21 protein-coding genes are annotated in these 23,560 nt (G+C 71.4%); 6 read left to right on the forward strand and 15 right to left on the reverse strand.

Annotation, left to right across the window (positions count from 1 at the left end; genetic code table 11):
- The first annotated feature begins 9 nt into the window (after positions 1–9).
- Positions 10–1,113 (forward strand): DNA glycosylase AlkZ-like family protein, encoded by a 1,104-nt coding sequence (locus CF165_RS17645; protein WP_093948628.1) that lies wholly within the window; start codon positions 10–12, stop codon positions 1,111–1,113.
- A 204-nt stretch (positions 1,114–1,317) separates the two neighbouring features.
- Here CF165_RS17645 and CF165_RS17650 read toward each other — a convergent pair whose 3' ends face one another.
- From CF165_RS17650 to CF165_RS17695, 10 genes are all read right to left on the reverse strand, one after another.
- Positions 1,318–2,421: a uroporphyrinogen-III synthase gene (locus tag CF165_RS17650; RefSeq protein ID WP_093948629.1), complete on the reverse strand. Its 1,104-nt coding sequence runs from the start codon at positions 2,419–2,421 to the stop codon at positions 1,318–1,320.
- Entirely contained in the window at positions 2,418–2,759 is a 342-nt protein-coding gene (nirD, locus tag CF165_RS17655) for a nitrite reductase small subunit NirD (protein WP_093948630.1), read from the reverse strand. The genes CF165_RS17650 and nirD overlap by 4 nt, the downstream gene beginning before the upstream one ends.
- Entirely contained in the window at positions 2,756–5,278 is a 2,523-nt protein-coding gene (gene nirB / locus CF165_RS17660; protein ID WP_093948631.1) for a nitrite reductase large subunit NirB, read from the reverse strand. The genes nirD and nirB overlap by 4 nt, the downstream gene beginning before the upstream one ends.
- A gap of 1 nt (position 5,279) precedes the next feature.
- A complete protein-coding gene (locus CF165_RS17665; RefSeq protein WP_093948632.1) occupies positions 5,280–6,674 on the reverse strand; it encodes a nitrate/nitrite transporter in 1,395 nt (464 codons plus the stop codon).
- The gene (locus CF165_RS17670; RefSeq protein ID WP_093948633.1) at positions 6,671–8,098 is read right to left on the reverse strand and encodes an FAD-dependent oxidoreductase; all 1,428 of its coding nucleotides are present in this window, start codon (positions 8,096–8,098) and stop codon (positions 6,671–6,673) included. The genes CF165_RS17665 and CF165_RS17670 overlap by 4 nt, the downstream gene beginning before the upstream one ends.
- Entirely contained in the window at positions 8,095–10,143 is a 2,049-nt protein-coding gene (locus CF165_RS17675) for a molybdopterin oxidoreductase family protein (RefSeq protein ID WP_093948634.1), read from the reverse strand. Before CF165_RS17675 ends, CF165_RS17670 begins: the two co-directional genes overlap by 4 nt.
- 195 nt (positions 10,144–10,338) lie before the next feature.
- On the reverse strand, positions 10,339–11,136 hold the full coding sequence (locus tag CF165_RS17680; protein WP_093948635.1) for a TIGR02569 family protein: 798 nt from the start codon (positions 11,134–11,136) through the stop codon (positions 10,339–10,341).
- A 130-nt stretch (positions 11,137–11,266) separates the two neighbouring features.
- Entirely contained in the window at positions 11,267–12,442 is a 1,176-nt protein-coding gene (gene moeZ, locus CF165_RS17685; protein ID WP_093948636.1) for an adenylyltransferase/sulfurtransferase MoeZ, read from the reverse strand.
- Positions 12,443–12,533: 91 nt separating this feature from the next.
- The gene (locus CF165_RS17690; protein WP_093948704.1) at positions 12,534–13,700 is read right to left on the reverse strand and encodes a DUF3152 domain-containing protein; all 1,167 of its coding nucleotides are present in this window, start codon (positions 13,698–13,700) and stop codon (positions 12,534–12,536) included.
- 81 nt (positions 13,701–13,781) lie between these two features.
- Entirely contained in the window at positions 13,782–14,759 is a 978-nt protein-coding gene (locus CF165_RS17695) for an alpha/beta fold hydrolase (protein ID WP_093948637.1), read from the reverse strand.
- Positions 14,760–14,872: 113 nt separating this feature from the next.
- On the opposite strand from CF165_RS17695, the gene CF165_RS17700 reads away from it, so the two are divergent.
- Positions 14,873–15,499 (forward strand): TetR/AcrR family transcriptional regulator, encoded by a 627-nt coding sequence (locus CF165_RS17700; protein WP_020643611.1) that lies wholly within the window; start codon positions 14,873–14,875, stop codon positions 15,497–15,499.
- Here CF165_RS17700 and CF165_RS17705 read toward each other — a convergent pair.
- Entirely contained in the window at positions 15,486–16,379 is an 894-nt protein-coding gene (locus tag CF165_RS17705; RefSeq protein ID WP_093948638.1) for an alpha/beta fold hydrolase, read from the reverse strand. The two genes, CF165_RS17700 and CF165_RS17705, sit on opposite strands and share 14 nt — an antisense overlap.
- A complete protein-coding gene (locus CF165_RS17710) occupies positions 16,376–17,284 on the reverse strand; it encodes an AurF N-oxygenase family protein (protein ID WP_167441489.1) in 909 nt (302 codons plus the stop codon). Before CF165_RS17710 ends, CF165_RS17705 begins: the two co-directional genes overlap by 4 nt.
- A gap of 55 nt (positions 17,285–17,339) precedes the next feature.
- Between CF165_RS17710 and CF165_RS17715 the strand changes: the two genes are divergently transcribed.
- Positions 17,340–18,104 carry a TetR/AcrR family transcriptional regulator gene (locus CF165_RS17715; protein WP_093948640.1) on the forward strand — a complete coding sequence of 255 codons (765 nt, stop codon included), beginning with the start codon at positions 17,340–17,342 and terminating at the stop codon, positions 18,102–18,104.
- Complete coding sequence (locus CF165_RS17720; RefSeq protein ID WP_093948641.1) at positions 18,101–18,418, forward strand: DUF4873 domain-containing protein; 318 nt, start codon at positions 18,101–18,103, stop codon at positions 18,416–18,418. The genes CF165_RS17715 and CF165_RS17720 overlap by 4 nt, the downstream gene beginning before the upstream one ends.
- 99 nt (positions 18,419–18,517) lie before the next feature.
- Here CF165_RS17720 and CF165_RS17725 read toward each other — a convergent pair whose 3' ends face one another.
- Together CF165_RS17725 and CF165_RS17730 are read right to left on the reverse strand one after the other, a co-directional pair.
- Positions 18,518–18,748, reverse strand: a complete 231-nt coding sequence (locus tag CF165_RS17725; protein ID WP_013223016.1) for a DUF3107 domain-containing protein — start codon at positions 18,746–18,748, stop codon at positions 18,518–18,520.
- A 119-nt stretch (positions 18,749–18,867) separates the two neighbouring features.
- Positions 18,868–19,521 carry a ferritin-like fold-containing protein gene (locus CF165_RS17730; protein ID WP_093948642.1) on the reverse strand — a complete coding sequence of 218 codons (654 nt, stop codon included), beginning with the start codon at positions 19,519–19,521 and terminating at the stop codon, positions 18,868–18,870.
- Between the two features lie 403 nt (positions 19,522–19,924).
- Here CF165_RS17730 and CF165_RS17735 point away from each other — a divergent pair, with 403 nt between their 5' ends.
- Complete coding sequence (locus tag CF165_RS17735) at positions 19,925–21,544, forward strand: DEAD/DEAH box helicase (protein ID WP_240521650.1); 1,620 nt, start codon at positions 19,925–19,927, stop codon at positions 21,542–21,544.
- A 25-nt stretch (positions 21,545–21,569) separates the two neighbouring features.
- Complete coding sequence (locus tag CF165_RS17740; RefSeq protein WP_205660892.1) at positions 21,570–22,895, forward strand: Rv3212 family protein; 1,326 nt, start codon at positions 21,570–21,572, stop codon at positions 22,893–22,895.
- A 201-nt stretch (positions 22,896–23,096) separates the two neighbouring features.
- On the opposite strand, the gene CF165_RS17745 is transcribed toward CF165_RS17740, so the two are convergent.
- Complete coding sequence (locus tag CF165_RS17745; RefSeq protein WP_093948643.1) at positions 23,097–23,549, reverse strand: hypothetical protein; 453 nt, start codon at positions 23,547–23,549, stop codon at positions 23,097–23,099.
- Positions 23,550–23,560 lie beyond the last annotated feature (11 nt).

Here is a 23,560-nt window from a genome sequence, read left to right on the forward strand (position 1 = left end):
GAGTCGCACGTGGACCGTCGCCAGGTACTCGCCTACCGCATCGCCGAGCACGGCCTGCACCGGACGGCGCGGGACGCGGCCGAACTGGCCGTCGTCCGGGCCGGGCTGCAGGACAGCATGCGCGACACCGCGCTGCTCGCCCTGGTGGCCCGGCTCGACGGCCCGGTGTCCCTCGAGGAGGACGACCGGCTCGTCCTGGCCTGGACGTTGCGCGGCGCGCCGCACTACCACCTGCGTTCGGACCTGCCCGAGGTGATCCGCGCGCTGGTGCCGCTGGACGACGCGGACGCGCTGGCGCGGATGCTGTGGCAGCGCAAGGAGATGGCGGCGACGGGTCTGTCCGCGCGCGAAGTGGTGTTCACGGCGGCGGCCGCCATCCGGAAGGTGGTCACGGAACCGATGACGAAGGGCGCCGTTTCGGGGGCGGTGACGAAGGTGCTGCCGCCGTCGTTCTCACGGTGGTGCCGGGGCTGCAACGCGACGCACATCCAGGAGCAGCTGATGCGCATCGCGGCCCCGCACGGCGGCGTCCGCCTGGTCACGGGAGCATCCCCGGCGACGCTGGCCCCGCTGGAGGGCCGCGGCCGGCTGCGCCGCACCCCGGATCCGGCGGCCGCGACGGCTTCCGTCTCGCGGTACCTGGCCCTCAACGGCCCGGCGACCCCGGGTGAAGCGGCGGAGTACGTCGGGACGGCTCGCGCGGTGGTGGACCGGACGTGGCCACCGGACCTGGCGACGGTGAAGGTGGAGGGCAAGGTCCGCCACCTGCCATCGTCCCGGCTGGCGAACTTGGAGAACCCCCCGGAGCCGGACGTGGTCCGGCTGCTGCCACCGTGGGACCCGTTCATCCAGGCCCGCGACAAGGCCCTGCTGGTCCCGGACCCGGCACGGCGCAAGGAAGTCTGGAAGATGCTGGGCAACCCGGGAGTCCTGCTGGCGGACGGCGACATCGCGGGAACGTGGCGCACGAAGAGCAGCGCCGCGAAGCTGACATTCACGGTGACGGCGTTCGACCCGCTACGCCCGGCGGTCCGCGAGGAAGCGGAGGCCGAGGCGGCCCGGGTGGCGGCGGCGCGGGGGTTCGAGAAGCACACGGTCACCTGGGTCGGCTGAGCCGGCCCCCCGGCCCCACCGTCGCGAACGGCACGCCGAAGACACAACCGGCACCCCACCCAGACCCCTCCCCGCAACCCCGATACGAAGCCGAAACACGGACGGTAGTGCCGGGTCAAGGCACGCTTTCCCGCCTTGACGCGGCACTACCGTCCGTAGTCACAATTGGGCTTCGGGGTGGTGGGTCTCAGCACGCAAAGCCGCTCAGGCGTCCACCGCCAGCCGATACCCCCGCTTGACCACCGTCTGCACGACCTTCCCGCCCCCCAGCGAAGTCCGAAGCCGCCCGATGGCCGTCTCGACCGCGTGCTCCTCACCGCCCCCGGGCAACGCCGCGATCAGCTCACGCCGTGACACCACCCGACCCGGCGAAGCCGCCAGCGCCCGCAGCAGCGCCATCGGCGCCGGCGCCACCTCTCGCCACTCGCCGTCCACAATGGCCGCCTGGCCGCGAAGCTCGATCGAGTGCCCTCCGGCCCGCAAGCGCGGCGACCGCGCCACCAAAGTCTCCGACACCGTCCGGGCCAGTGCGCCGATGCGGGCCCGGTGCGGCTGGACCGTGGGCACCCCCAGTGCCGCCAGCGGTGCCGCCGTGATCGGGCCGACGCACGCCGCCACCACCGGGCCCGACAACGCCGACACCAGGCCCGCCAGCCGGCCCGTGCGGCGGGCCAGTGCCACCAGCGAAGCCGCCGCCGGGGCGCTCGTGAACGGCAATGCGTGGATCGATCCGTCCAGGACCCCGTCCAGCAGCCGGTCCACCGGGCCCGGGTCCACCGGGCCGACCCAGCGGTACACCGAGATCTCGATGACCTCCGCCCCGGCCGCCCGCAGCGTGTCCACGAAGTACGGCAACGGCTCGCCGTGCAGCTGCACCGCGATCCGCATCCCCTCGACCCCCGACGAGAGCAGGTGCTGCAGCAGCTCCGCGTTGCTCTCCGACGCCGGTGAGTACGACTCCGAAAGCCCTGCCGCGCGGATGGCGCCCGTCACCTTCGGACCGCGCGCCAAGAGTGAAGACGCCGACAAGCGCGAGACCAGCGCGTCTCCCAGCCCCCAGCCCTCGGCCGCCTCCAGCCAGCCTCGGAAGCCGATGCCGGTGGTCGCGACGACCGCGTCGACCGGCGAGGAAAGCAAAGTGGTGGTCGCCGCGTGCAGCTCGGTGTCGTCCGTCAGCGGCACGATCCGGATCGCCGGGCCGTAGCGGACGCTCGCCCCCTTGCGCACCAGCAGCGCGCCGAGCTCGTCAGCCCGGCGCGCCGCGGTGATGCCGATCACGAAACCGGCCAGTGGGAGCACATCGGTCATGGACTCTCCACTTCGACCACGCCCTCTCGCACGCGCACCTCGTACACCGGCACCGAAACGTCCGAAGCGTCCAGGCACTGTCCACTGTCGAGCGCGAACCGTTCCTTGTAGACCGGCGAGGCCACCACCGGAACGCCGCCCGCGTCGCCGACGATGCCCCGCGAGAGCACCGCCGCGCCGCTGCACGGGTCCCAGTTGGACAGTGCGTACCACCGGTCGCCCGGCAGCCGGAAGATCGCCACCTGCACGCCGTCCAGCAGCGCGGCGACGCCCGAGTACTCCGGCACGACGTCCGCCGCGCACACCGCCGTCCAGGTTCGTTCGATCGACGTGGTCATCGCCGCACCTCGCTGTTCGAAAATCCAGGAACTCCCAGCATCACGGGGACTTTCTGCGCCCGCTCCTCGCGGAACGAGATGGCCGGGTCGGGCGCGCCCGGCGCGTTGACGAAGGACGTGAAGCGGGCCAGCTTCTCCGGGTCCTCCAGGACGCCCTTCCACTCGTCGGCGTAGTTGTCGACGTGCTTGGCCATCGCCGCGTCGAGGTCTTCGCAGATGCCCAGCGAGTCGTCGACGATCACCGCGCGCAGGTGGTCGAGCCCGCCCTCCATCTCCTCGATCCACGGCGCCGTGCGCTGCAGCCGGTCGGCGGTGCGCACGTAGAACATCAGGAACCGGTCGATGGTCCGGATCAGCGTCTCGCTGTCCACATCGGACACCAGCAGGTCGGCGTGCCGCGGGGTCGTGCCGCCGTTGCCGCCCACGTAGAGGTTCCAGCCGTTCTCCGTGGCGATGATGCCGAAGTCCTTGCTCCGCGCCTCGGCGCACTCCCGGGCACACCCCGAAACGGCCGACTTGAGCTTGTGCGGCGAGCGCAGGCCGCGGTAGCGCAGCTCCAGCTCGATCGCGAGCCCGACGCTGTCCTGGACGCCGTAGCGGCACCACGTCGACCCGACGCACGACTTCACCGTGCGCAACGCCTTGCCGTACGCGTGCCCGGACTCGAACCCCGCGTCGACGAGCCGTCGCCAGATCAGCGGCAGCTGGTCCACCGTGGCCCCGAAGAGGTCGATCCGCTGACCGCCGGTGATCTTGGTGTACAGCCCGAAGTCACGGGCCACCTCACCGATCACGATCAGCTTGTCCGGCGTGATCTCGCCGCCGGGGATCCGCGGCACCACCGAGTACGTGCCGTTGCGCTGCAGGTTCGCCAGGTACCGGTCGTTGGTGTCCTGCAACGTCATCTGCTCGCCGCCGAGCACGTGCCCGTTGCCGAGGGTGGCCAGGATCGACGCCACCGCCGGCTTGCAGATCGCGCAGCCGCTGCCCGAGCCGTACCGGCCGATCAGCTCGCTGAACGTCGTGATCCGCGTGGCCTGCACGATCTCGAACAGCTCCGCGCGCGACTGGGGGAAGTGCTCGCAGAGCGCCTTCGACTGCTCGACACCGGCCGCGCTGAGCAGCCTGCCCAGCAGCGGGACGCACGAGCCGCAGGCGGTACCCGCGCGGGTGCACGCCTTCAGCTTCGGGACGGTGTCGCAGCCTTCCTCGTGGATGGCCTGGTTGATCGCGCCTTTGGACACCGCGTTGCACGAGCAGATCTGCGCCGCGTCGGGCAGCGCGTCGACGCCGACCGCGGCGCCGCCGCCCGCCGGGGCGAGGATCGCGCCCGGCTCGGCCGGCAGCGGGCGGCCGACCAGCGCCCGCAGCGTGTTGTACTCGGTCGCGTCGCCGACGAGCACGCCGCCGAGCAGCGTCTTGCCGTCGTCGGTGACCACGAGCTTCTTGTACGTCCCGGCGACCGCGTCGTTGACGGCGACTTCCAGGGCACCTTCGGTCTGAGCGTGCGCGTCACCGAAGGAGGCGACGTCGACACCCATCAGCTTCAGCTTCGTGGACGTGTCCGGCTCGGGGAACGTCCCGCTGCCGCCGGTGAGCTGCGCGGCGACGATCTCCGCCATCGCGTAGCCGGGCGCCACGATGCCGTACACCTTGCCGTCGACCGACGCGCATTCGCCGATCGCGTAGATCGACGGGTCGCTGGTGCGGCAGGACGCATCCGTGAGGACACCGCCGCGCGGGCCCAGCTCCAGGCCGGACTGCCGGGCGAGGTCGTCCCGCGGCCGGACACCGGCCGAGAACACGACCAGGTCGACGTCCAGCTCGGTGCCGTTGCCCAGCTTGGCCAGCAGCCGCGAGCCGTCGGCCTCGATGGCGTCGGTCGAAGTTCCCGTGTGGACGGTGACGTCGAGGCCGGTGATGAGGCGCCGCAGCAGCGAACCGCCGCCCTCGTCGACCTGCAGCGGCATCAGCCGCGGCGCCATCTCGACGACGTGCGGGGAGAGTCCCATGTCCCGCAACGCCTTCGCGGCTTCCAGGCCGAGCAGGCCACCGCCGATGACGACGGCCGAGCGGCGGCCGCGTCCCGGCTTTTCGACCGCGGCCGCGCGGATCGCGTCGAGGTCCTCGATGGTCCGGTAGACGAAGCAGCCGGGCAGGTCGTGCCCGGGCACCGGCGGTACGAACGGCCGCGAGCCCGTGGCCAGCACCAGGGCGTCGTACGAGACGACCGCGCCGGACGCCGTGGTGACCGTGCGAGCGTCCCGGTCGACTGAAACGGCCAGCTCGCCGAGCCGCAGGTCGACGTGCGAATCGCCCGCGTAGTCCGAGCCGGGCAAGGCCAGCGCGGCCGGGTCCCAGGTGTCCACGTAGGAGGTGAGCGCCACCCGGTCGTACGCCGGACGCGGCTCCTCGGACAGGACGACGACGTGCCAGTTTCCTTGGGGGTCTTCCGCGCGCACCGCCTCCACGAGCCGATGGGCGACCATGCCGTGTCCGGCGACGACCAGGGTGGGCATCTCAGACCTCCGCTCCCGCGAGCGCCAGACCGCGCTCACTCGTGGGCTGTTCGGCGGGCTTGCGCAGGTAGACCGCCCAGGTGACGGCGAAGCACAGCCCGTAGAAGACCAGGAACCCGATGAAGGCGGGCACGCCGCTCTTCGCGTCGGCGAAGGACTGCCGGAACGCGAGGTTGATGAACAGGCCGCCCTCGGCGCCGATCGCGCCGGCCAGGCCGATCAGCGCGCCGGAGAGGCGACGGGCCTTGAGCAGCTCGGCCGCTTCCTCGGCGCCGTTCGCGATGGCGATCTTCGCCTTGGCGCGGAAGATCGCCGGGATCATCTTGTACGTCGAGCCGTTGCCGATGCCGGCGAGCACGAACAGCACGATGAAAGCGACCGTGAACAGCGTCAGGGACTTCGACGTCGACGCCAGGATCAGCACGACCGTCGCCGCCGCCATCCCGATGAAGGTGGCGAACGTGATCTTGCCGCCGCCGATCCGGTCGGACAGCCAGCCGCCCGCCGGCCGCGACAGCGAACCGAGCAGCGGGCCGAGGAACGTCACCGCGGCCGCCTGCAGCGGGGTGCGGCCGAACTGGTTCTGCAGCACCAGCCCGAAGGCGAAGCTGTAGCCGATGAAGGACCCGAACGTGCCGACGTACAGGAACGACATGACCCAGGTGTGCGGTTCCTTGACGACTTCGCGCATCGCCTTGGTGTCGCCCTTGACGGTGGCGAGGTTGTCCATGAAGAAGTACGCGCACAGCGCGGCGATGACGATCAGCGGCAGGTAGATGAAGAGCACCAGCCGTGGCGCGGTCGCGCCCGCCGTGCCGATCACGATGAGCCCGATCACCTGGATCGCCGCGACACCGAGATTGCCGCCGCCGGCGTTGAGGCCCAGCGCCCAGCCCTTGTGCTTCTCCGGGTAGAAGGTGTTGATGTTCGTCATCGACGACGCGAAGTTGCCGCCGCCGACGCCACCGAGGGCCGCGACCAGCAGGAACGTGCCGAGCGAAGTGCCAGGGTGCAGCACGATCGCGGCCAGCGTGGTCGGGATCAGCAGCAGCAGGGCCGACACGACCGTCCAGTTGCGGCCGCCGAACTTCGCCACGGCGAAGGTGTAGGGCAGCCGCATCAGGCCGCCGATCAGCGTCGGCGTCGAGACGAGCAGGAACTTGTCGGCGGCGGAGAAGCCGTAGTCCTTGCCCATGAACAGGACGATGACCGACCAGAGTGTCCAGATCGAGAAGCCGATGTGCTCGGCGAAGACCGAGAACCAGAGGTTGCGGCGGGCGACCTTCTTGCCCGTGGATTCCCAGAACTCTTCGTTCTCGGGTTCCCAGTGTTCGATCCAGTGCTTTCCTTGGTGGGCCACGGCGTTCTCCTTCGTGCGGCGGTTCGTGGTGGTCATTGCGCGGCGAGCCAGTTGGCGATGCCGCCGACGGTGTCGGAGCACCCGCCGCATCCCGTGGTGGCTCGCGTGGCCCGCGCCAGTGCGGGAGTGTCGGTCGCCCCGGCCTTCCAGGCCTCGATCAGCCGGCCCTTGGTGACGTTGTTGCAGCGGCAGATCACCGCGGCGGCCGGCAGGTCGGCCGGGCTGGCCGCCGGGGTGGCGCCGGTGGGCAGTGCGCGGCCCAGCAGGACGCCGAGCCGGTCGTCGGGCAGCAGCGTGCCGCGGTCGTGGAACTGGGTGATCGTCGCGGCCGCGTCGGGCAGGCCGAGCAGGATCGCCCCGGTGACACGGTTTTCGCGGACGACGAGCTTGCCGTACCGCCCGCCGGTGGGGTCGTTGAACGTCAGCACCTCGGCGCCGCCGTCGGACGCTTCGAGCTGGGTCTCGCCCAGCGCGGCGAGGTCGATACCGCGGGCCTTGAGCCGGGTCACGGCTGTCGTGCCGCGGTAGCGGGCGGCCGCGTTCGTGCCGGTCAGGACGTCGGCCAGCACCGACGCCTGTTCCCATGCGGGCTGGATCAGCCCGGCCGGGGCGCCGGGGTGGCGGGCGCAGTCGCCGAGGGCGTGGATGCGGCCGTCGCTGGTGCGCAGCGTGTCGTCGACGAGGATGCCCATGTCGACGTCGAGCCCGGCTTCCGTGGCCAGGCTCGTCTCGGCGCGGACGCCGGCGGCGACCACGACCAGGTCGGCCGGGACGAGGCTGCCGTCGTCGAGCTTGAGCCCGTCGCCGGGCAGGTAGCGGGCGGCGGTGGCACCGAACTTGAACGTCACGCCCATGTCGGTGAGCTGGCGGGCCAGCACGTGCCCGGCGGCCGGGTCGAGCTGGCGTTCCATGACGTGGCCGAGCGGGTGCACGACGGTCACCTGGTTGCCGCGCCCGGCGAGGCCGCGGGCGGCTTCGAGGCCGAGCAGGCCGCCGCCGAGCACCGCGACCGGCGCGCCGAAGCGGGCGGCGTCGAGGATCTTGGCGCAGTCGTCGAGGCTGCGGAAGGCGACCACGCCCGGGCCGGCTTCGAGCCCTTCGACCGGCGGGATCCACGGGTTGGCGCCGGTGGCCAGGACCAGGGCGTCATAGTCCACTGTGGACCCGTCGCCGAGTTCGACACAGCGCTTCTCGCGGTCGATCCGGGCGACGTCGACGCCGAGCCGCAGGTCGATGTTGTGCCGCTGGGCCCACTCGTCGTCGTGCAGGCGGACGCTTTCGGCGCTCATCCCGCCCGCGACGACCGCGGACAGCAGCACCCGGTTGTAGGCGGCGTGCTTCTCCGCGCCGAGCACGGTCAGCCGGACGCGCTCGGCGATCGGGTCACGGCGGCGGATCTCGTCGGCGAGCCGGGCGCCGGCCATGCCGTAGCCGACGATGACAACTTCACGGGGGCTCATGCGGCACCATCCACGGTAGACAAGGACACGGCACACACCTTGAACTCCGGCATCCGGCTGACCGGGTCGAGCGCCGGGTTGGTGAACAGGTTGGCGCGCTGCTCACCGGGGAAGTGGAACGGCAGGAAGACCAGGTCGGGCTTGAGCGACTGGGCGAACCGGACGCGTGCCACCGTCTCGCCGCGCCGGGAGCGGACCACCGCGCGGTCGCCCTCTTCGAGCCCGGCGCGCTTGGCGGTGTCCGGGTGGACCTCGACGAACGCCTCCGGGACGACCTCGTTGAGCTCGCCGATCAGCCGCGTCTGCGCGCCCGACTGGTAGTGCTGGAGCACGCGGCCGGTGGTGGCCTGCAAGGGGAACTCGTCGTCCGGGACCTCGGCGGGACCGGTGTGCTCGACCGGCACGAACCGCGCGCGGCCGTCGGGGTGGGCGAACGCCTCGAGGAACATCCGCGGGGTGCCGGGGTGGTCGTCCTCCGGCACCGGCCAGTGCAGCGCCTCGCCCGCGCGCAGCCGGTCGTAGCTGACGCCGGAGTAGTCGGCGATCCCGCCCTTGGACGCGATCCGCAGTTCTTCGAACACCGTCTCGGCGTCGGCCGGGAACCGGCCGTCGGGCTGGCCGAGCCGCTCGGCGAGCCCGGCCAGGACGTCCAGGTCGGACCGGACACCCGGCGGCGGGTCGAGTGCCTTGCGGCGCAACAGGACCCGGCCTTCGAGGTTGGTGAGCGTGCCGTCCTCTTCGGCCCACTGGGTGACCGGCAGGACGACGTCGGCCATCGCCGCGGTTTCGGACAGCACGAAGTCGGCGACGACCAGGAAGTCCAGCGCGGCCAGCCGGTCCTGGACGCGCTGCGAGCGCGGCGCCGAGACGACCACGTTGCTGCCGAACACCATCAGCGCCTTCGGGCCGTTCTCCTGCCCGAGCGCTTCGAGCAGTTCGGTCGCCGAACGGCCGGGGCCGGGCAGGCTGTCCGCGTCGACTCCCCACACGCCGGCGACGTACTCGCGGGCGGCCGGGTCGTCGAGCTTGCGGTAACCGGGCAGCTGGTCGGCCTTCTGGCCGTGCTCGCGGCCGCCCTGGCCGTTGCCCTGCCCGGTGAGGCAGCCGTAACCGGAGCCGTTCCGGCCCGGCAGGCCGAGGGCCAGTGCGAGGTTGATCCAGGCGCCGACGGTCGCGGTGCCAGTGGCGTGCTGTTCGGTCCCGCGAGCGGTGAGGACGTAGGCGTTGCGCGCGTTGGCGAGCTTCGCCGCGGCGAGGCGCATGTCGGCGGCCGACACGCCGGTGACGCGCTCGGCGCGTTCCGGCCACCAGCTCGCGGCGATCCGCCACATTTCCGCGAAGCCGCTCGTCCGGTCGTCCACATAGGACTGGTCGAGGTGGCCGTCGGCGACGACGGCGTGCAGGATGCCCAGCGCCAGCGCGAGATCCGTGCCCGGCGCGGGCGCCAGGTGCAGGCTCGCCAGCTCGGCGGTCGGCGTGCGCCGCGGGTCGACGACGACCAGGTCGACCCCGCGCAGGTGCTGGGTGAACGGCGGCATCGTCTCGGCCGGGTTCGCGCCGGCGAGCAGCACGACGTCGGCGTTCTTGAGATCCGTGACGGGGAACGGCATCCCGCGGTCGGCCCCGAAGGCCTTGATCCCCGCCGCGGCGGCCGACGACATGCAGAACCGGCCGTTGTAGTCGATCTGCGAGGTGCCGAGCGCGACGCGGGCGAACTTGCCGAGCAGGTAGGCCTTCTCGTTGGTCAGCCCGCCGCCGCCGAAGATCGCGGTGGCGTCCGGACCGTGCGCGTCACGGATTTCGGCGAGTTTCCCGGCCACGTGGTCGAGGGCGAAGTCCCAGCTGACGGGCTCGAGCGCGCCGTCCACCCGGATCATCGGGGTGGTCAGGCGCTTCGGCGACGTGAGCAGGCTGCCGGAGGTCCAGCCCTTCTGGCACAGGCCGCCGGCGTTCACCGGGAAGTCCCGCGGCGTGACGCGAGCGCCGTCGAGGCTCATCCCGCACTGCAGCGCGCAGTACGGGCAGTGGGTGTCGACCTGCGGCATCGGGCACCTCCTCGGCGTTTCGGGCGTGCCCTGACGCTAAGGAGGCCGTGTTAACCGGATTCGACCGAATGTTTCAGGCAGTTGACATTGCGGCGGTTTACGCGGCGCCCGGCCGGTGAGATCGGCGTCCACGGACCGGGACTCCGGAGGTCAGCGGCGCTTTACCCGAGATGTCCCGCGATCTTGCGACCTCGGTCACAAGACTCCGGACACCTCGCGCGCCGCCGCGCGCAGACCGTCCAGCGATGCCTGCGTCGACCTCGGATTCAGCGCGTTGGCCGCCAGCCGGAACAGCACCGCGCGCAGCAGCAGCTGCGGCCACTCCGGCAGGTGCGCCCAGCGCTCCAGGAGGTCGCGGCCCGCGCCGCCCCAGGCGAGCGCGTCGACCGCGACGATCGCCGCGCCGTACTCGCCCGGCCGGTAGTACGGCACGAAGTCCACCACGCCGGGGACGTCGTCGCCGTCGAACAGGAGCGCGGCCAGCAACTCGCCGTGGGCCACCTGCGACGGCAGCCGGATGGGGCGGCGGGCGCCGGCGAGGACCTCGAACCAGCGGCCGCCCTTGGTCTCCTCGAGCGGGACCTCCAGCTCCTCCCAGGCGATGCGGTCGGCGACCGCATCGACGTCGGTGCGCGCGTCGAGGAAGTCCGGCCGGGGCAGGCCGACCGTGGCCCGGTGCAGCTTCACCGCCGCCAGCACGGACGCGTCACCGCGGTGCTCCGGCGTGCCGGGGACGAACCGCGACGCCGTCCAGCCGCCGACGATCCAGCGGCCGTCGGTGGACCGGACCGGCTTCGCGACGCGCAGTCCCGGCTCGCGGACGTAGTCGAGCGCGTGAGCGGTCCACAGCGTCCTGACCTTGTCCGTGACCGGCTTGAGCACGAGGTCGCCGCAGCGCCACGCCGCCGAGTCCGGCAGGCGTTCGCCGCCGTCGGCCGGGCCGCCGAAGGCCGCGCAGACGTGCGCCGGAGGACGTTCGAGGGTTGACCGCACGGCCGTGACGTTACCCGGCCGGGTGTTCCACGATCGAGAAGACGCGCTGGTCACACACGGTTTTGCCGACGGCCCGAAATGCCGTGAAGGCCGCCTCCGGAGCCGGAGACGGCCTTCACGGGCGCCACTGTCAGTAGGTCGGCAGGCTCGGGTCGATCTGCTTCGCCCAGGCGAGCACGCCTCCGCCGAGGTGCGTCGCGTCCTTGAAACCGGCCGCGTGCAGGGCGGCGAGGGCCTCGGCGGACCGGGCGCCGGACTTGCAGTGCAGGACGATCGGCTTGTCCTGCGGCAGCTCCGCGAGGGCCTCGCCCGAGAGGATGCGGTCCTTCGGGATCAGCGTCGCGCCCTTGATGTTGACGATCTCGTACTCGTGCGGCTCGCGGACGTCGATCAGCGCGAAGTTCTCGCCGCTGTCGAACTTGGCCTTGAGCTCGGCCGGGGTGATCGTGCTCCCCGACGCCGCCTGCGCCGCCTCGTCGGAAACGACACCGCAGAACGCCTCGTAGTCGATCAGCTCGGTGATCTTCGGCGTGTCCGGATCCTTGCGGATCTTGACCTCGCGGTACTTCATGTCCAGCGCGTCGTAGCTGATCAGGCGGCCGAGCAGCGGCTCGCCGATGCCCGTGAGCAGCTTGATCGCCTCGGTCACCATGATCGAGCCGATGGACGCGCACAGCACGCCCAGCACGCCACCCTCGGCGCAGGAGGGGACCATGCCCGGGGGCGGCGGCTCGGGGTAGAGGTCGCGGTAGTTGAGGCCCTTGCCGTTCGGCGCGTCCTCCCAGAACACGCTGACCTGGCCCTCGAACCGGAAGATCGAGCCCCAGACGTACGGCTTGCCCAGCAGCACCGCGGCGTCGTTGACCAGGTAGCGCGTGGCGAAGTTGTCGGTGCCGTCGACGATCAGGTCGTACTGCTCGAAGATCTCCAGCGCGTTCGACGAGTCCAGCCGGTCGGTGTGCAGGTGCACCTTGACCAGCGGGTTGATCTCCGCGATCGACTCCTGCGCGGACGCGGCCTTGAGCTTGCCGACGTCGGACTGGCCGTGGATGACCTGGCGCTGCAGGTTCGACTCGTCCACGACGTCGAAGTCGACGATGCCGAGCGTGCCGACCCCGGCGGCGGCCAGGTACAGCAGCGCGGGGCTGCCGAGGCCGCCGGCCCCGATCACCAGGACCTTGGCGTTCTTCAGCCGCTTCTGCCCGTTCACCCCGACGTCCGGGATGATCAGGTGACGGCTGTACCGAGCCACCTCTTCCTTGGTGAGCTCGGCAGCCGGCTCGACGAGCGGCGGCAGTGCTGACATGGGTCCTCCATCTCGCGCGTATCGCGTCCATCCCACTATGCACAACGCGCGGGGGCAAATATGCCTTCCCGCGTCCGGATGCTGGGACTCGCTAGGAAGCCGGCTTGGGGTTCGGCCACGCGTTGGGCACGCAGGTGCGGCCGTCCTTGGCGACCTTGCCCTTGTCACCGCCGGGGATGTCGTTGAGCATCGAGACGTAGTCGTCGGAGACCCCGAAGGACTGCTGCATCATCACCGGCGCGGGCAGGCCGTCCCCGCCGCAGCCGACGTGCTGGTTGCCCAGGGCGTGCCCGACCTCGTGGTTGATGGCGTACTGCCGGTAGCCGGTCATGTCGGCGTTGAACGCCTTGGCGCCGCGCACCCAGCGAGCCAGGTTGATCAGCACCCGGCCGAGGCTCTTGCGATAGCAGGAGGCCTCGAACTTGATCTGGAACCCGCAGGCGTCCGGCCGGTGGGTGGTCTCCGGCGTGGTGAGGCTCACCTTGAAGGACGGGTTCGGGAAGTTGCCGTCCACCCGCTGGAACGCGATCTTGCCGTCCCACGTCCAGCCCTGGGCCGGGTTCGACAGGGTGCCCTGGACGGTGGCCGCGAAGGCGTCGTCACCGGCGTAGCTCGACGGGTCGATGCCGTCCTCGACCTCGATGGTGTACGTGTACAGCTTTCCGGTGCCGACCTTCGGGCCGGTGCCCGGGATGACGTGCCACTTGCCGGTGCCCGCCTGGGTGAACGGGATGCCCTCGGGCAGGTCCGCGGTCGGCACCTTGAGGTCGACCGGGGTGGCCGGGTTCTCCGGGATGGCTTGCTCGCCGTTGCCGTCGATGGCGCCGCCGGAGCTGTCGCCGCCCGCCGATTCGACGCCGGCCGCGGTGCCGCCGGTGCCGCCCTGCTCGGCGATCGGCTGGGCCGGGCTGTTGGCGGTGTTGACCACGACGAGCACGGTCAGCACGACCAGGATCGGCAGCGCGTAGACGCGCCAGCCGTAGGTCTTGGTGAGCTTCATGAGGCCGGACTTCGGCGGCGGTTCCGTCCGCTCCGGCTTGTCCGGGACCTGCGGCTTCCACGACGCGCTCAGCGGCTCGGCGGTGGTCCGCCGCCCACCCGGGCGGTAGCGGTCGTCGTCGACGCGCTGGGCAGGTGTCTTGGACGGGCGGTACTGGCCGGTGCGAGGGTGGTCCTCGGTGCCGGGCGTCCGGCGGGCCGACGCGCGGTGGGGCGTCCGGCGATCCTCGCCTCGCGCGTCCTGCTTCACCCGGTCCACCGCACCAGGGTGCCACAGCGCCACCGAACCGTTATCGGCGACTGGCGGATCATCGAGTGAACTCACCGTCCCCCGATCGGGCTACCAGGTGCCCGCTTCGACGTGCTCCCACATGCCCAGCACGGCCTTCGCGACGACGACCGGGCGTTCCATCTGGGCCACGTGCCCGGTCCGCGGGAGCACTAGCAGCCGGGCCCGTGGGATCGCCCGGGCGGTCCGCACGGCCCGCTTCACGGAGATGACGCGGTCGTCGCGGCCCCAGACGACCAGGGTCGGCGCCTCGACCCGCGGCGCGACCGACCACAGCGACGCCTTCCCGAGCGTCGACCACGCCCGGAAGATGGCGAACGTGCTGCGCGCCATCGCGGGCGCGGCCCAGGCGAACCCGGCGCGAGCGCCGTGTTCCTCGGTCAGCTCGTCGAGCCGGCTTTCTGGGAACCGCGAGGGGTCCGCGAAGCACAGCTTGATGACCTGCGCGGCGCGTTCGCGCGGGCCGAGCGCGGCCAGCTGGGCCCGCACCCGCGCGCCGACCAGCGGCAGGTAGGCCAGCGCCATCCGCGGGTCCGACAGCCGACGCGGGTCGGGCCGCCGGTCGGGCACCGCCGGCGAAATGAGCGTCAGCGTCTTCACCAGTTCCGGCCGCTGGGCGGCGACCAGCAGCGCGATCGCCCCGCCCATGGAGTTGCCGAACAGGTGCACCGGAGCGCCCACGGCCTCGATGTGCCGGGCCACGACATCGGCGTGCGCCTGGAGCGTGAAGTCGAAGCCCTCTTCCGGCTCGGAGCAGCCGAAGCCGGGTAGGTCGGGCGCGGTGCCGCCGGCGACCGGCGCGAGCAGCGCGGCCAGGTCGGTCCAGTTCGTCGACGAGCCGCCGAGGCCGTGGACGTACACCGCGGGCACGTCGTCCGGCCCCGGCGTCCGGCGGACGTGGAGCCGGGCCGTGCCGACCTCTTCGAAGGCCGCCGGCCAGGGCGGCGGGACGGGGTCGAGCGAGGGCAGCGCCCTGTTCGAGAGCGGCACCTGGGTCAGCGGCGGCCGGGCCCGCACGGGGGTCTTCACGGGTCCAGAATGCCCGACCCTTGGCGCGGCACACGTACCGGCGAGTAATCTTCAGGGCGACTTCACGCGGTGGCGACCCCGCCCGTCGAAGAAACGATGACGGGAGGACGAGCATGACGGAGATGACGCGGCTGCAGCAACGTGGGGTGCGGCTGCCCCGGACGGAGCGCCGGGCCCAGCTCCTCGCCGCGGCGCAGCGGGTCTTCGCCGAGAACGGCTACCACGCCGCCGCGATGGACGAGATCGCCGAGGTCGCGGGCGTCTCGAAGCCCGTGCTGTACCAGCACTTTCCCGGCAAGCTCGACCTCTACATCGCGCTGCTGGAGAGCCACGTCGACGAGCTGGTCAAGCGCGTCCAGAACGCGCTGGACTCGACGACCGAGAACAAGCAGCGCGTCCCGGCGACGGTCGGCGCGTTCTTCGACTTCGTCAGCAACGACGCGGGCGCGTTCCGGATGGTCTTCGAGTCCGACCTGCGCGGCGAGCCGTCGGTGCAGGAGGCGGTCGACCGCGCGACGTCGGCAAGCGTGGACGCGATCACCGAGACGATCACCGCGGACGCGGGCCTCGACGAGGACAAGGCGCGGCTGCTGGCGGTGGGGCTGGTCGGGATGAGCCAGGTCAGCGCCCGGTTCTGGCTGCAGCACCACCAGTCGATGAGCCGCGAGGAAGCCGTGGCGTTGACGGCGAACCTGGCCTGGCGCGGCATCGGCGGCGGCTTCCCCCTCAAAGACTCCTGACCCGGACCAGCGCGCTGATCCGGCGGGCGACCTCGAAGGGACGCTCCTGCGGCAGCATGTGCCCGGCGCCCGGGTACCGCACGAACTCCGCGTGCGGCAGCTCGTCCGCGATCACCTTCGCGTGGCCGAGGGGGCAGAGCCGGTCCTTCTCCCCCGCCAGCACCACCGACGGCACGTCGCACAGCGCGCCGAGGCCGCCGACGCCGCGGTGGGACGCGATCGCGTCCAGGAACATCCCCGCGCTGGCCGGGTGCGCGCACAGCAGCTGCTCGACGACGCTGTCGACCTGCTCGCGCCCCGGGCGGGCACCGAACACCAGCCGCCGCGCGACCGAGCGGACCAGTCCCGGCCGCAGCCGCAACGTCTCGCTCCGCAGGCCCGCCAGCAAGCGCGCCAGCCTCGGCTCGACGCGCGTCACGCTCTTGCCGACCAGGCCCGGGAACCCGAGCGTCAGCTGGTCCATGTCCCCTGACGACGTCGCCACGAACGCCGCGCCCGCCAGCCGCTCCCTGACGAGGGAAGGGTGCCGTTCGGCGAGGACCATCAGCGTCATCCCGCCCATCGAGTGCCCGGCCAGGACCAGCGGGCCGTCCGGGACGCGGGCGGCGATCAGCTCGGCGAGGTCGTCGGCGAGCCGCGCGATCGTGGCACCGCCGGGCCGCGCGGGTGCCGAACCGCCGTGTCCGCGCAAGTCGTAGCGCAGGACCCGCAGGCCGGGGTCGAGGTGTGGCAGCACGAAGTCCCACGTCCGGTGGTCCTGCGTCCAGCCGTGGACGAGCACCAGCGTCACGGCGGAATCGGCCGGTCCCGACAGCGAGACGTGCAGCGCGGCGCCGTCGCTCGCGACGAACCGGCGCCCGGGCGAGAGGACGGTCGTCATCGGCTCGCCGGGAGCAGGAACGACTTGCGCCAGAAGTACTTCCCGGGCAGCCCGACCAGGCCGGACTCGGCCAGGAACGGCATGATCTTCTCGCCCGCCCACGCGATCGTCCCCTGCCAGTGCGGGTTGTTCAGTGCTGCTTCGACGCCGTCACGCGGCCGGATGCCGACCGCCTTGTAGACGTCCGGGTTGATGAACGCCCGCGTCACGAAGTACGAGATGAGCGCGATGATGAACTGCTGGTAGCCGATCTCGGCCTTGGACAGCTTCGCCATGCCGCGGGTGACCTCTTCGCGGGCGAAGGTGACGTGCCGGGCCTCCTCGAGCACGTGGATCCGGTTGACCATCCGGACCAGCGGCTGCACGCCTTCGTCGTTCATCTGCTCGCGCTGCAGCCGGTCCAGGACTTCCTCCGCGACCAGGATCGCGCCGTAGCGCGCCGGGCCGTAGGAGATCGTCGGCATCAGCTTCGCCAGGCGCCGCAGCCACGGCACCGGGCCGTACGCGGGGCAGCCGATCCGCGACGCCATCCGCGCGAACATCGTCGAGTGCCGGCATTCGTCGGCGATCTCGGTGAGCGCGAACTGGGCGTGCGCGGACGTCGGGTCCTCTTCGTAGACCTCCTTGAGCAGCATCTGCATGAGGAGGATTTCGAACCACAGCCCGGTGGCGGCGACGCTGGCGACCTCGTGTTTGCCCAGCTCGATGCGCTGTTCGGGGGTCAGCTTGTCCCAGAGCTCGGTGCCGTAGAGCGAAGAGCGCTCCTCCAGGATGAAGCGCTTGCCTTCGACCAGCGGCGCGCCCCAGTCGATGTCCACGTCGGGGTCGTAGAACTTGTTCGCCGACGACTTCAGCAGGCGGTCCGCGGTCTTCTCGCGATCCGGTTCCTTCAGCGTCCGCGTCATTGCCGACACCCCTTCCGCGACGTGTAACTTGAGGTAACAGTTACCTGTGCGTAGCATGACTCTCGTGATCGAACGTGTCAAGCGCACCAAGCAGGCCGGAAAGTCCTCCCGCGACGAGGAGGCGACCGGCGACGCCCGCCGCGACCGCTGGCGCAAGCACCGGATCGCCCGGCGCAAGGAGTTCGTCGAGGCGGCGCTGCGGGCGCTCGACACGCACGGCCCCGACCTCGGCATGGAGGACGTCGCCGCGGAAGCCGGCGTCACGAAGCCGGTGCTCTACCGGCACTTCGACGACAAGGCCGACCTCTACGTGGCCCTCGGCCAGCGCGGCACGGAAATCCTGTTCGAGCGGCTGATCCCGGCGATCAACGCCGAGCTGGCGCCGGTGCCGCGGATCCGGATGGCGCTGGACGCGTTCTTCACCGTGATCGAGGAGCACCCGAACCTCTACCGGCTCCTGGCGCACGGCCGGCCGGAGAAGCCGGTCTCGTCGGACGTCGTGGCGGAGGACAAGGAGCTGATCGCGACGGCGCTGACCGCGCTGCTCGGCGACTACATGCGGATGTTCAACATGGACTCGGGCGCGGCCGAGCCGTGGGCGCACGGCATCGTCGGCATGGTCCAGAACACCGGCGAGTGGTGGCTGGACCGCCGGTCGATGAGCCGCGACGCGGTCGTCGAGTACCTGACGCAGATCATCTGGGCGGCCATCGACGGCCTGACCAGGCAGCACGGCGTGGTCATCGACCCGAACCTGCCCCTGGAAGTCAACAAGGTGGTCCAGCTGGGCCGCGCGGATTCGCTGAAGGAGACGTCATGAGCGGGCACGACGAAGACGGCTACAGCGGCGAAGCGACCCTGGTGGTCGACGGCGTCTCACTGAGGGCGACGGTCGAGCTGCGCGGCTACTTCCAGCCGATCGACGGCTATTACCGCTGGTACGGCCGGGTGGCGGCGAACGACGAGCTGACCCGCCTGGCGGGCGGCAAGAAGAAGCCGGTTTCGATCCAGGCCGGCACGCACTCGGCGACCGGCGAGCTGTCGGACCCGGACCCGTGGGGCCGCTACCGGATCACGGGCACGAGCACCCCGCCGTTCCACGTCCCCACAACTCTCGAAGAACTTAACGCCTGACCCAAACGCCCCAATGTGGCGTTGGTTGCGTCCAACGCACCCAATGTGGCGTTCGGTGCGTCCAACGCACCGAACGCCACATTGGGGCGCTCTTGTCTGTCAGTCGCCGACGCCGAAACCGACCTTGCGGACGTCGGACGGGGCGATCTCGACGTACGCGATGCGGTCGGAGGGGACGATGTACTTGCGCCCCTTCTCGTCGTTGATGCGGAAGAGCCCGTCACCGGCCGTCAGGGCCTCGGCGACCAGCTTCTCCACCTCTTCGGGAGACTGGCCACTGGACACCACCAGCTCGCGCGGCGTGTCCTTGATGCCGATCTTGACCTCCACGTGGGACCTCCGCTGGAAATTCGTAAGGGATGTGCCGGCCAAGGCTAACCGAACCGGCTCGTTCCGGTGGCGCATGTCCGCGCCCGACCGCGTCGTCACTTCCGGGTACTCCATCGGGTTCAGCCCAGGCCGAGCGCCTGCATGCGCTTGGTGTGCCCCTGTTGCAACCGCCGGAACAGCGCGGCGATTCCGGAGAGGTCGCCCGAGCCGTTGATGATGAGCTCGGCCAGCCCGTCGCGCTCGGCGACGACGTACTGGGCCTGGGTCAGGGCCTCGCCGAGCAGGCGGCGGCCCCACAGGGCGAGCTTGTCACGGGTCTTGGGGTCGGCTTCGATGCCGGCCGCGACTTCGCGTTCGGCGAACGCGGAGTGGCCGGTGTCGGCGAGCACGGTGAGCACGAGGTCCTTGGTCTCGGGGTCGAGCCAGCTGGCGATCTCACGGTAGAGGTCGGCGGCCAGCCCGTCACCGACGTAGGCCTTGACCAGCGACTCCAGCCACGACTTCGGCGGCGTCGAAGCGTGCCAGGCGTCGACCTGGGCCACGAACGGCGCCATCGCGTCCTCGATCTTGACGCCGTGCGCGGCCAGGTGCGCCGACAGCAGGCCGTAGTGACCGATCTCGGCGGCCGCCATGGTCGCCAGCGCGCCGCGGCCGGCCAGCGTGGGCGCGCTGCGCGCGTCCTCCGCCAGCCGGTCGAACGCGGACAGTTCGAGGTAGGCGATCACACCCAGAAGGTCGACTACGCCTTCTGAGATCTCTTTCGGCTCGGTCACGGGGGCAGGGTATCGCCGAAGCGCCCGGGCGTGCCGCGACGAGACCGATCACACTGGTTCCGGCGTGCCGGGTACTGTCGAAAAACTGCTGACCAGGTACACTGGCGTCCGATATCAAGCTTCCGTACGCCATACCGGCGTCGGGAACAGGCAGGTCACGCGGCTTGCCGACGTACTGCAATGTGCGTGCACGCCTCTTCCGGCATTCCCGGGACGGACCGGTTCCGCGCTCCAGTTCAGCGCCAGGGACCAGGGTTTACTCCCGGTCGAGTGTCGAGCGGACCCACGGCTGTGCGCGCTGGTCACGAGAGAGGCGATCACCCTGACCGCAGAAATTCCCACAACCGAACAGACCCCCGCCGTCGCGCTGGAGCACAGCGAGACCGGCCCGGCCGCGCTCGACGTGTCGCACCCGCTGCAGGCGGGTGTCGAGGTCGAGCCCGAAAACCCGACCTTCGCGTCCTTCGGCGTCAAGCCGGAGATCGTCAAGGCCCTCGCCGAGGCCGGCATCGAGCGGACCTTCGCGATCCAGGAGCTCACGCTGCCCCTGGCCATGGCCGGCGACGACCTCATCGGCCAGGCCCGCACCGGCATGGGCAAGACGCTGGGCTTCGGCGTCCCGCTGCTGCACCGCGTGGAGGTCCCCGGCGACGGCACCCCGCAGGTGCTCGTCGTGGTGCCGACCCGCGAGCTGTGCATCCAGGTCGCCAACGACCTCAAGGGCGCCGGCAAGCACCTCGGCATCCGGACACTGGCCATCTACGGCGGCCGCCCGTACGAGCCGCAGATCGAGGCGCTCCGCAAGGGCATCGACGTCGTGATCGGCACCCCGGGCCGTCTCCTCGACCTGGCCGAGCAGCAGCACCTGGTGCTCGGCAAGGTCCGCGGCCTGGTGCTCGACGAGGCCGACGAGATGCTCGACCTGGGCTTCCTGCCCGACATCGAGCGCATCCTCCGGATGGTGCCGGACGAGCGGCAGACCATGCTGTTCTCGGCCACCATGCCCGGCCCGATCATCACGCTGGCCCGCACGTTCCTGAACCAGCCGACGCACATCCGCGCCGAGGAGAACGACGCGAGCGCGATCCACGAGCGCACCGCCCAGTTCGTCTACCGGGCGCACTCGATGGACAAGCCCGAGGTCATCGCCCGCGTCCTGCAGGCCGAGGACCGTGGCCTGACGATGATCTTCAGCCGCACCAAGCGCACCGCCCAAAAGGTGGCCGACGACCTGGTCGAGCGCGGTTTCGCCGCCGCCGCCGTGCACGGCGACCTGGGCCAGGGCGCGCGTGAGCAGGCGCTGCGCGCGTTCCGCTCGGGCAAGGTCGACGTGCTGGTGGCGACCGACGTCGCGGCCCGCGGCATCGACATCGACGACGTCACGCACGTGATCAACTACCAGTGCCCGGACGACGAGAAGACCTACGTCCACCGCATCGGCCGCACCGGCCGCGCGGGCCGGACCGGCGTCGCGGTCACCCTCGTCGACTGGGACGAGATGCCCCGCTGGAAGCTGATCTCGGACACCCTGGGCCTCGACAAGCCGGAGCCGGTGGAGACGTATTCGTCGTCGCCGCACCTGTTCGAGGACCTGGGCATCCCGGAGGGCACGAAGGGCCGGCTGCCGCTGGCCAACCGCACCCGGGCAGGCCTGGCCGCCGAGGAAGAAGAGGACCTGGGCGGCAAGCGCCGCGGCCCGCGTGGCCGTGGCAAGCCCGACGAGGCCGCTTCGGAGGACGCGCCGCGCAAGCGCAGCCGGACCCCCCGCAAGCGCACCCGCGGTGGTGCGCGGTCGGCCGAAGAGGTCGAGGCCGCGGACAACGCGGCCGCTTCCTCGTCTTCGGAAGAGGCTCCCGCCTCCGAGGGCCGCACCCGCGCGCGTCGCCGCACCCGCGGCACCGCGCCGGAGGCGACCGGCCCGGCCACCGAGAAGGAGGCCGGCGACAACGCCGAGCGTCCGGCCCGGCGGCGCCGCCGTCGCCGTCCCGCCGCGACGTCTGATACACCTGCGTCGGCAGACTGAGGCCTACGCAGCGGGGGTCGGGTAAGTGAGCGACGAGGAGAAGGCGCCGGAAGCCGCGCCTGAAGAGTCTTCCGGCTACGGATCGGAAGACGTCCTCGAAGAGACCGAGCCCGCTCCCGCCCCCGCCCCGCGGGTCAAGGCGCGCCGATCGCCTTGGAACCGCGGGCGGGACCGGGTGCTCGCCGCGCTGATCGCGGTGACCGTGGTGGCCGTCGCGCTGGTCATCGGCGTGACGAGCGACAGCGCGGCCACCGACCGGACCGAGGCGGCCCCGCCCCCGCCGTTGCCCGCGGCGCCCGACAAGGTGCCGGGATCGATGGCCGAGCTGTGGAGCGCCCCGAGCGGCGCGACGCCGGTCCCGGTGACGGCGGGCGACGCGGTGGCCACCGCGGACGGCGGCGAGGTCGCCGCCCGCGACCCGCTGACCGGGCAGATCCGCTGGCACTACTCGCGTGACCTGCCGTTGTGCACGGTGAACGAGACGTGGGGCCGGATCAACGCCGTCTACCACAAATCGCTGAACTGCAGTGAGGTCACGCAGCTCGACCCGGCGACGGGCCGGATCACCGCCCAGCGCAACGGCAACGCCGAGCTGGGCACGCAGCTGGTCAGCGACGGCTCGCACGTGACGGCCACGGGCAAGAAGCTCCTCGACACCTGGCGCGACGACCTGGTCAAGAGTGCCGAGTACGGCCAGGTCCCGGCGCTGGTCAACGCGGGCAAGCAGCCGCGCACCGGCTGCACGTACGGCACGGTCGCGGCGGCGTCGGGCAAGGTCGGCGTGATCGAGCGCTGCCCGGGCGACCCGGCCGACCGCCTGACGGTGTACAAGGCGACACCGGAGAAGGACGACGAACCGCAGGTCAGCTTCAGTTCGGTGCTGGCGGGCAAGCGGGCCCGCGTGATCGCGATGTCCGGCGACCTGACGGCCGTGGCGCTCCCGGACCAGAAGCTCCTGGTGACTTTTAACGGCGACGGCACCCAGCGCGCGGCGTACCCCTTGGACGTGCCGGCCGGCGATCTGGCGGCCGACCCGCCGGCGGGAGTCGAGGCGACGACCCAGACAGCCCAGAACGTGTACTGGTTCAGCGGTTCGAAGGTGCTGGCGTTGTCACGTGACGATCTTTCGCCGCGCTGGACGTTGAGCAGCGCCCAGGGCCCGGGAATCACGTTCGCGCAGCAGCTGGTGGTCCCGATCAAGGGCGGCCTGGCGGTGCTGAACGAGAACGACGGCTCGACGATCCGCACGGTCGGCGTCGACCGCCGCGGCTACACCGGCGTGGTCCGCCTGGGCGCGGCAGGCCCGGTCCTGCTGGAGGAGCGCGGCACCACCCTCACAGCCTTGAAGTAACGACGAACGCGCGAGTTTCGGCCGCCGACGTGCCCGGGCGAACCCGAACTCCCGTGCGCGGAGAGGCATCTCGTGTGATCGAGCGGGCATCACACGTGATTGGCGGGGCATCACACGTGATTGAGGGGGCATCTCATGTGCTGGAACGCGGGACTCGCGTGATCGGAGCCGGAAGTCGCGTGATTGGGGGCGGGACTCGGGTCAGGTGAGCCAGAAGAGGGTCAGGGCCGAGACCGTGAACAGCACCACCGCTACGCCCGCCCCCACCGCCGGGAGACCGTTGCGGCGGTCGGCGACGCGCTGGGCCAGCACGGCCAGCACCGCGGCCACCGGGTGGCCGATCAACAGCGTCGCGCCCGGACCGGGTGCGCCCGTGTACAGGCAGATTCCCGCCACTACGAGCACCCCGGCCGCGAGGACCGTCAGCCCCGCCGCGAGCGAGCCGGTGAAACCACGCCACCAGCGGCCGCCGCTCTTGGCCGGAGCCGGAGCTTCCGGCTCGGCGGGCTCCGGTTCGATCCGTTCGGGCTCGACCCGCTCCTGCGGCGCCGTTTCGGGCTCGGAAGCACCGCGCTGCTGCGGTGGAGTTCCGGCCTCGGGGGCGTCGGCGGCGAAGGGCACTGTGGCCAGTTCGTCGGTGTCCGGTGAAGCCACGTTCCCTCCCG

It is taken from the genome of Amycolatopsis vastitatis, assembly GCF_002234595.1.
Taxonomy (GTDB): Bacteria; Actinomycetota; Actinomycetes; order Mycobacteriales; family Pseudonocardiaceae; genus Amycolatopsis; species Amycolatopsis vastitatis.

Excerpts from the sequence above, each read along its gene's own strand:
- CF165_RS17715 (WP_093948640.1), top strand. The coding sequence starts at position 17,340 with ATGACTCTCGTGATCGAACGTGTCAAGCGCACCAAGCAGGCCGGAAAG.
- CF165_RS17700 (WP_020643611.1), top strand. The coding sequence starts at position 14,873 with ATGACGGAGATGACGCGGCTGCAGCAACGTGGGGTGCGGCTGCCCCGG.
- CF165_RS17670 (WP_093948633.1), bottom strand. The coding sequence starts at position 8,098 with ATGAGCCCCCGTGAAGTTGTCATCGTCGGCTACGGCATGGCCGGCGCC.
- nirD (WP_093948630.1), bottom strand. The coding sequence starts at position 2,759 with ATGACCACGTCGATCGAACGAACCTGGACGGCGGTGTGCGCGGCGGAC.
- CF165_RS17675 (WP_093948634.1), bottom strand. The coding sequence starts at position 10,143 with ATGCCGCAGGTCGACACCCACTGCCCGTACTGCGCGCTGCAGTGCGGG.
- CF165_RS17720 (WP_093948641.1), top strand. The coding sequence starts at position 18,101 with ATGAGCGGGCACGACGAAGACGGCTACAGCGGCGAAGCGACCCTGGTG.
- nirB (WP_093948631.1), bottom strand. The coding sequence starts at position 5,278 with ATGCCCACCCTGGTCGTCGCCGGACACGGCATGGTCGCCCATCGGCTC.
- CF165_RS17665 (WP_093948632.1), bottom strand. The coding sequence starts at position 6,674 with ATGACCACCACGAACCGCCGCACGAAGGAGAACGCCGTGGCCCACCAA.
- CF165_RS17650 (WP_093948629.1), bottom strand. The coding sequence starts at position 2,421 with ATGACCGATGTGCTCCCACTGGCCGGTTTCGTGATCGGCATCACCGCG.
- CF165_RS17710 (WP_167441489.1), bottom strand. The coding sequence starts at position 17,284 with ATGACGCGGACGCTGAAGGAACCGGATCGCGAGAAGACCGCGGACCGC.
- CF165_RS17705 (WP_093948638.1), bottom strand. The coding sequence starts at position 16,379 with ATGACGACCGTCCTCTCGCCCGGGCGCCGGTTCGTCGCGAGCGACGGC.
- moeZ (WP_093948636.1), bottom strand. The coding sequence starts at position 12,442 with ATGTCAGCACTGCCGCCGCTCGTCGAGCCGGCTGCCGAGCTCACCAAG.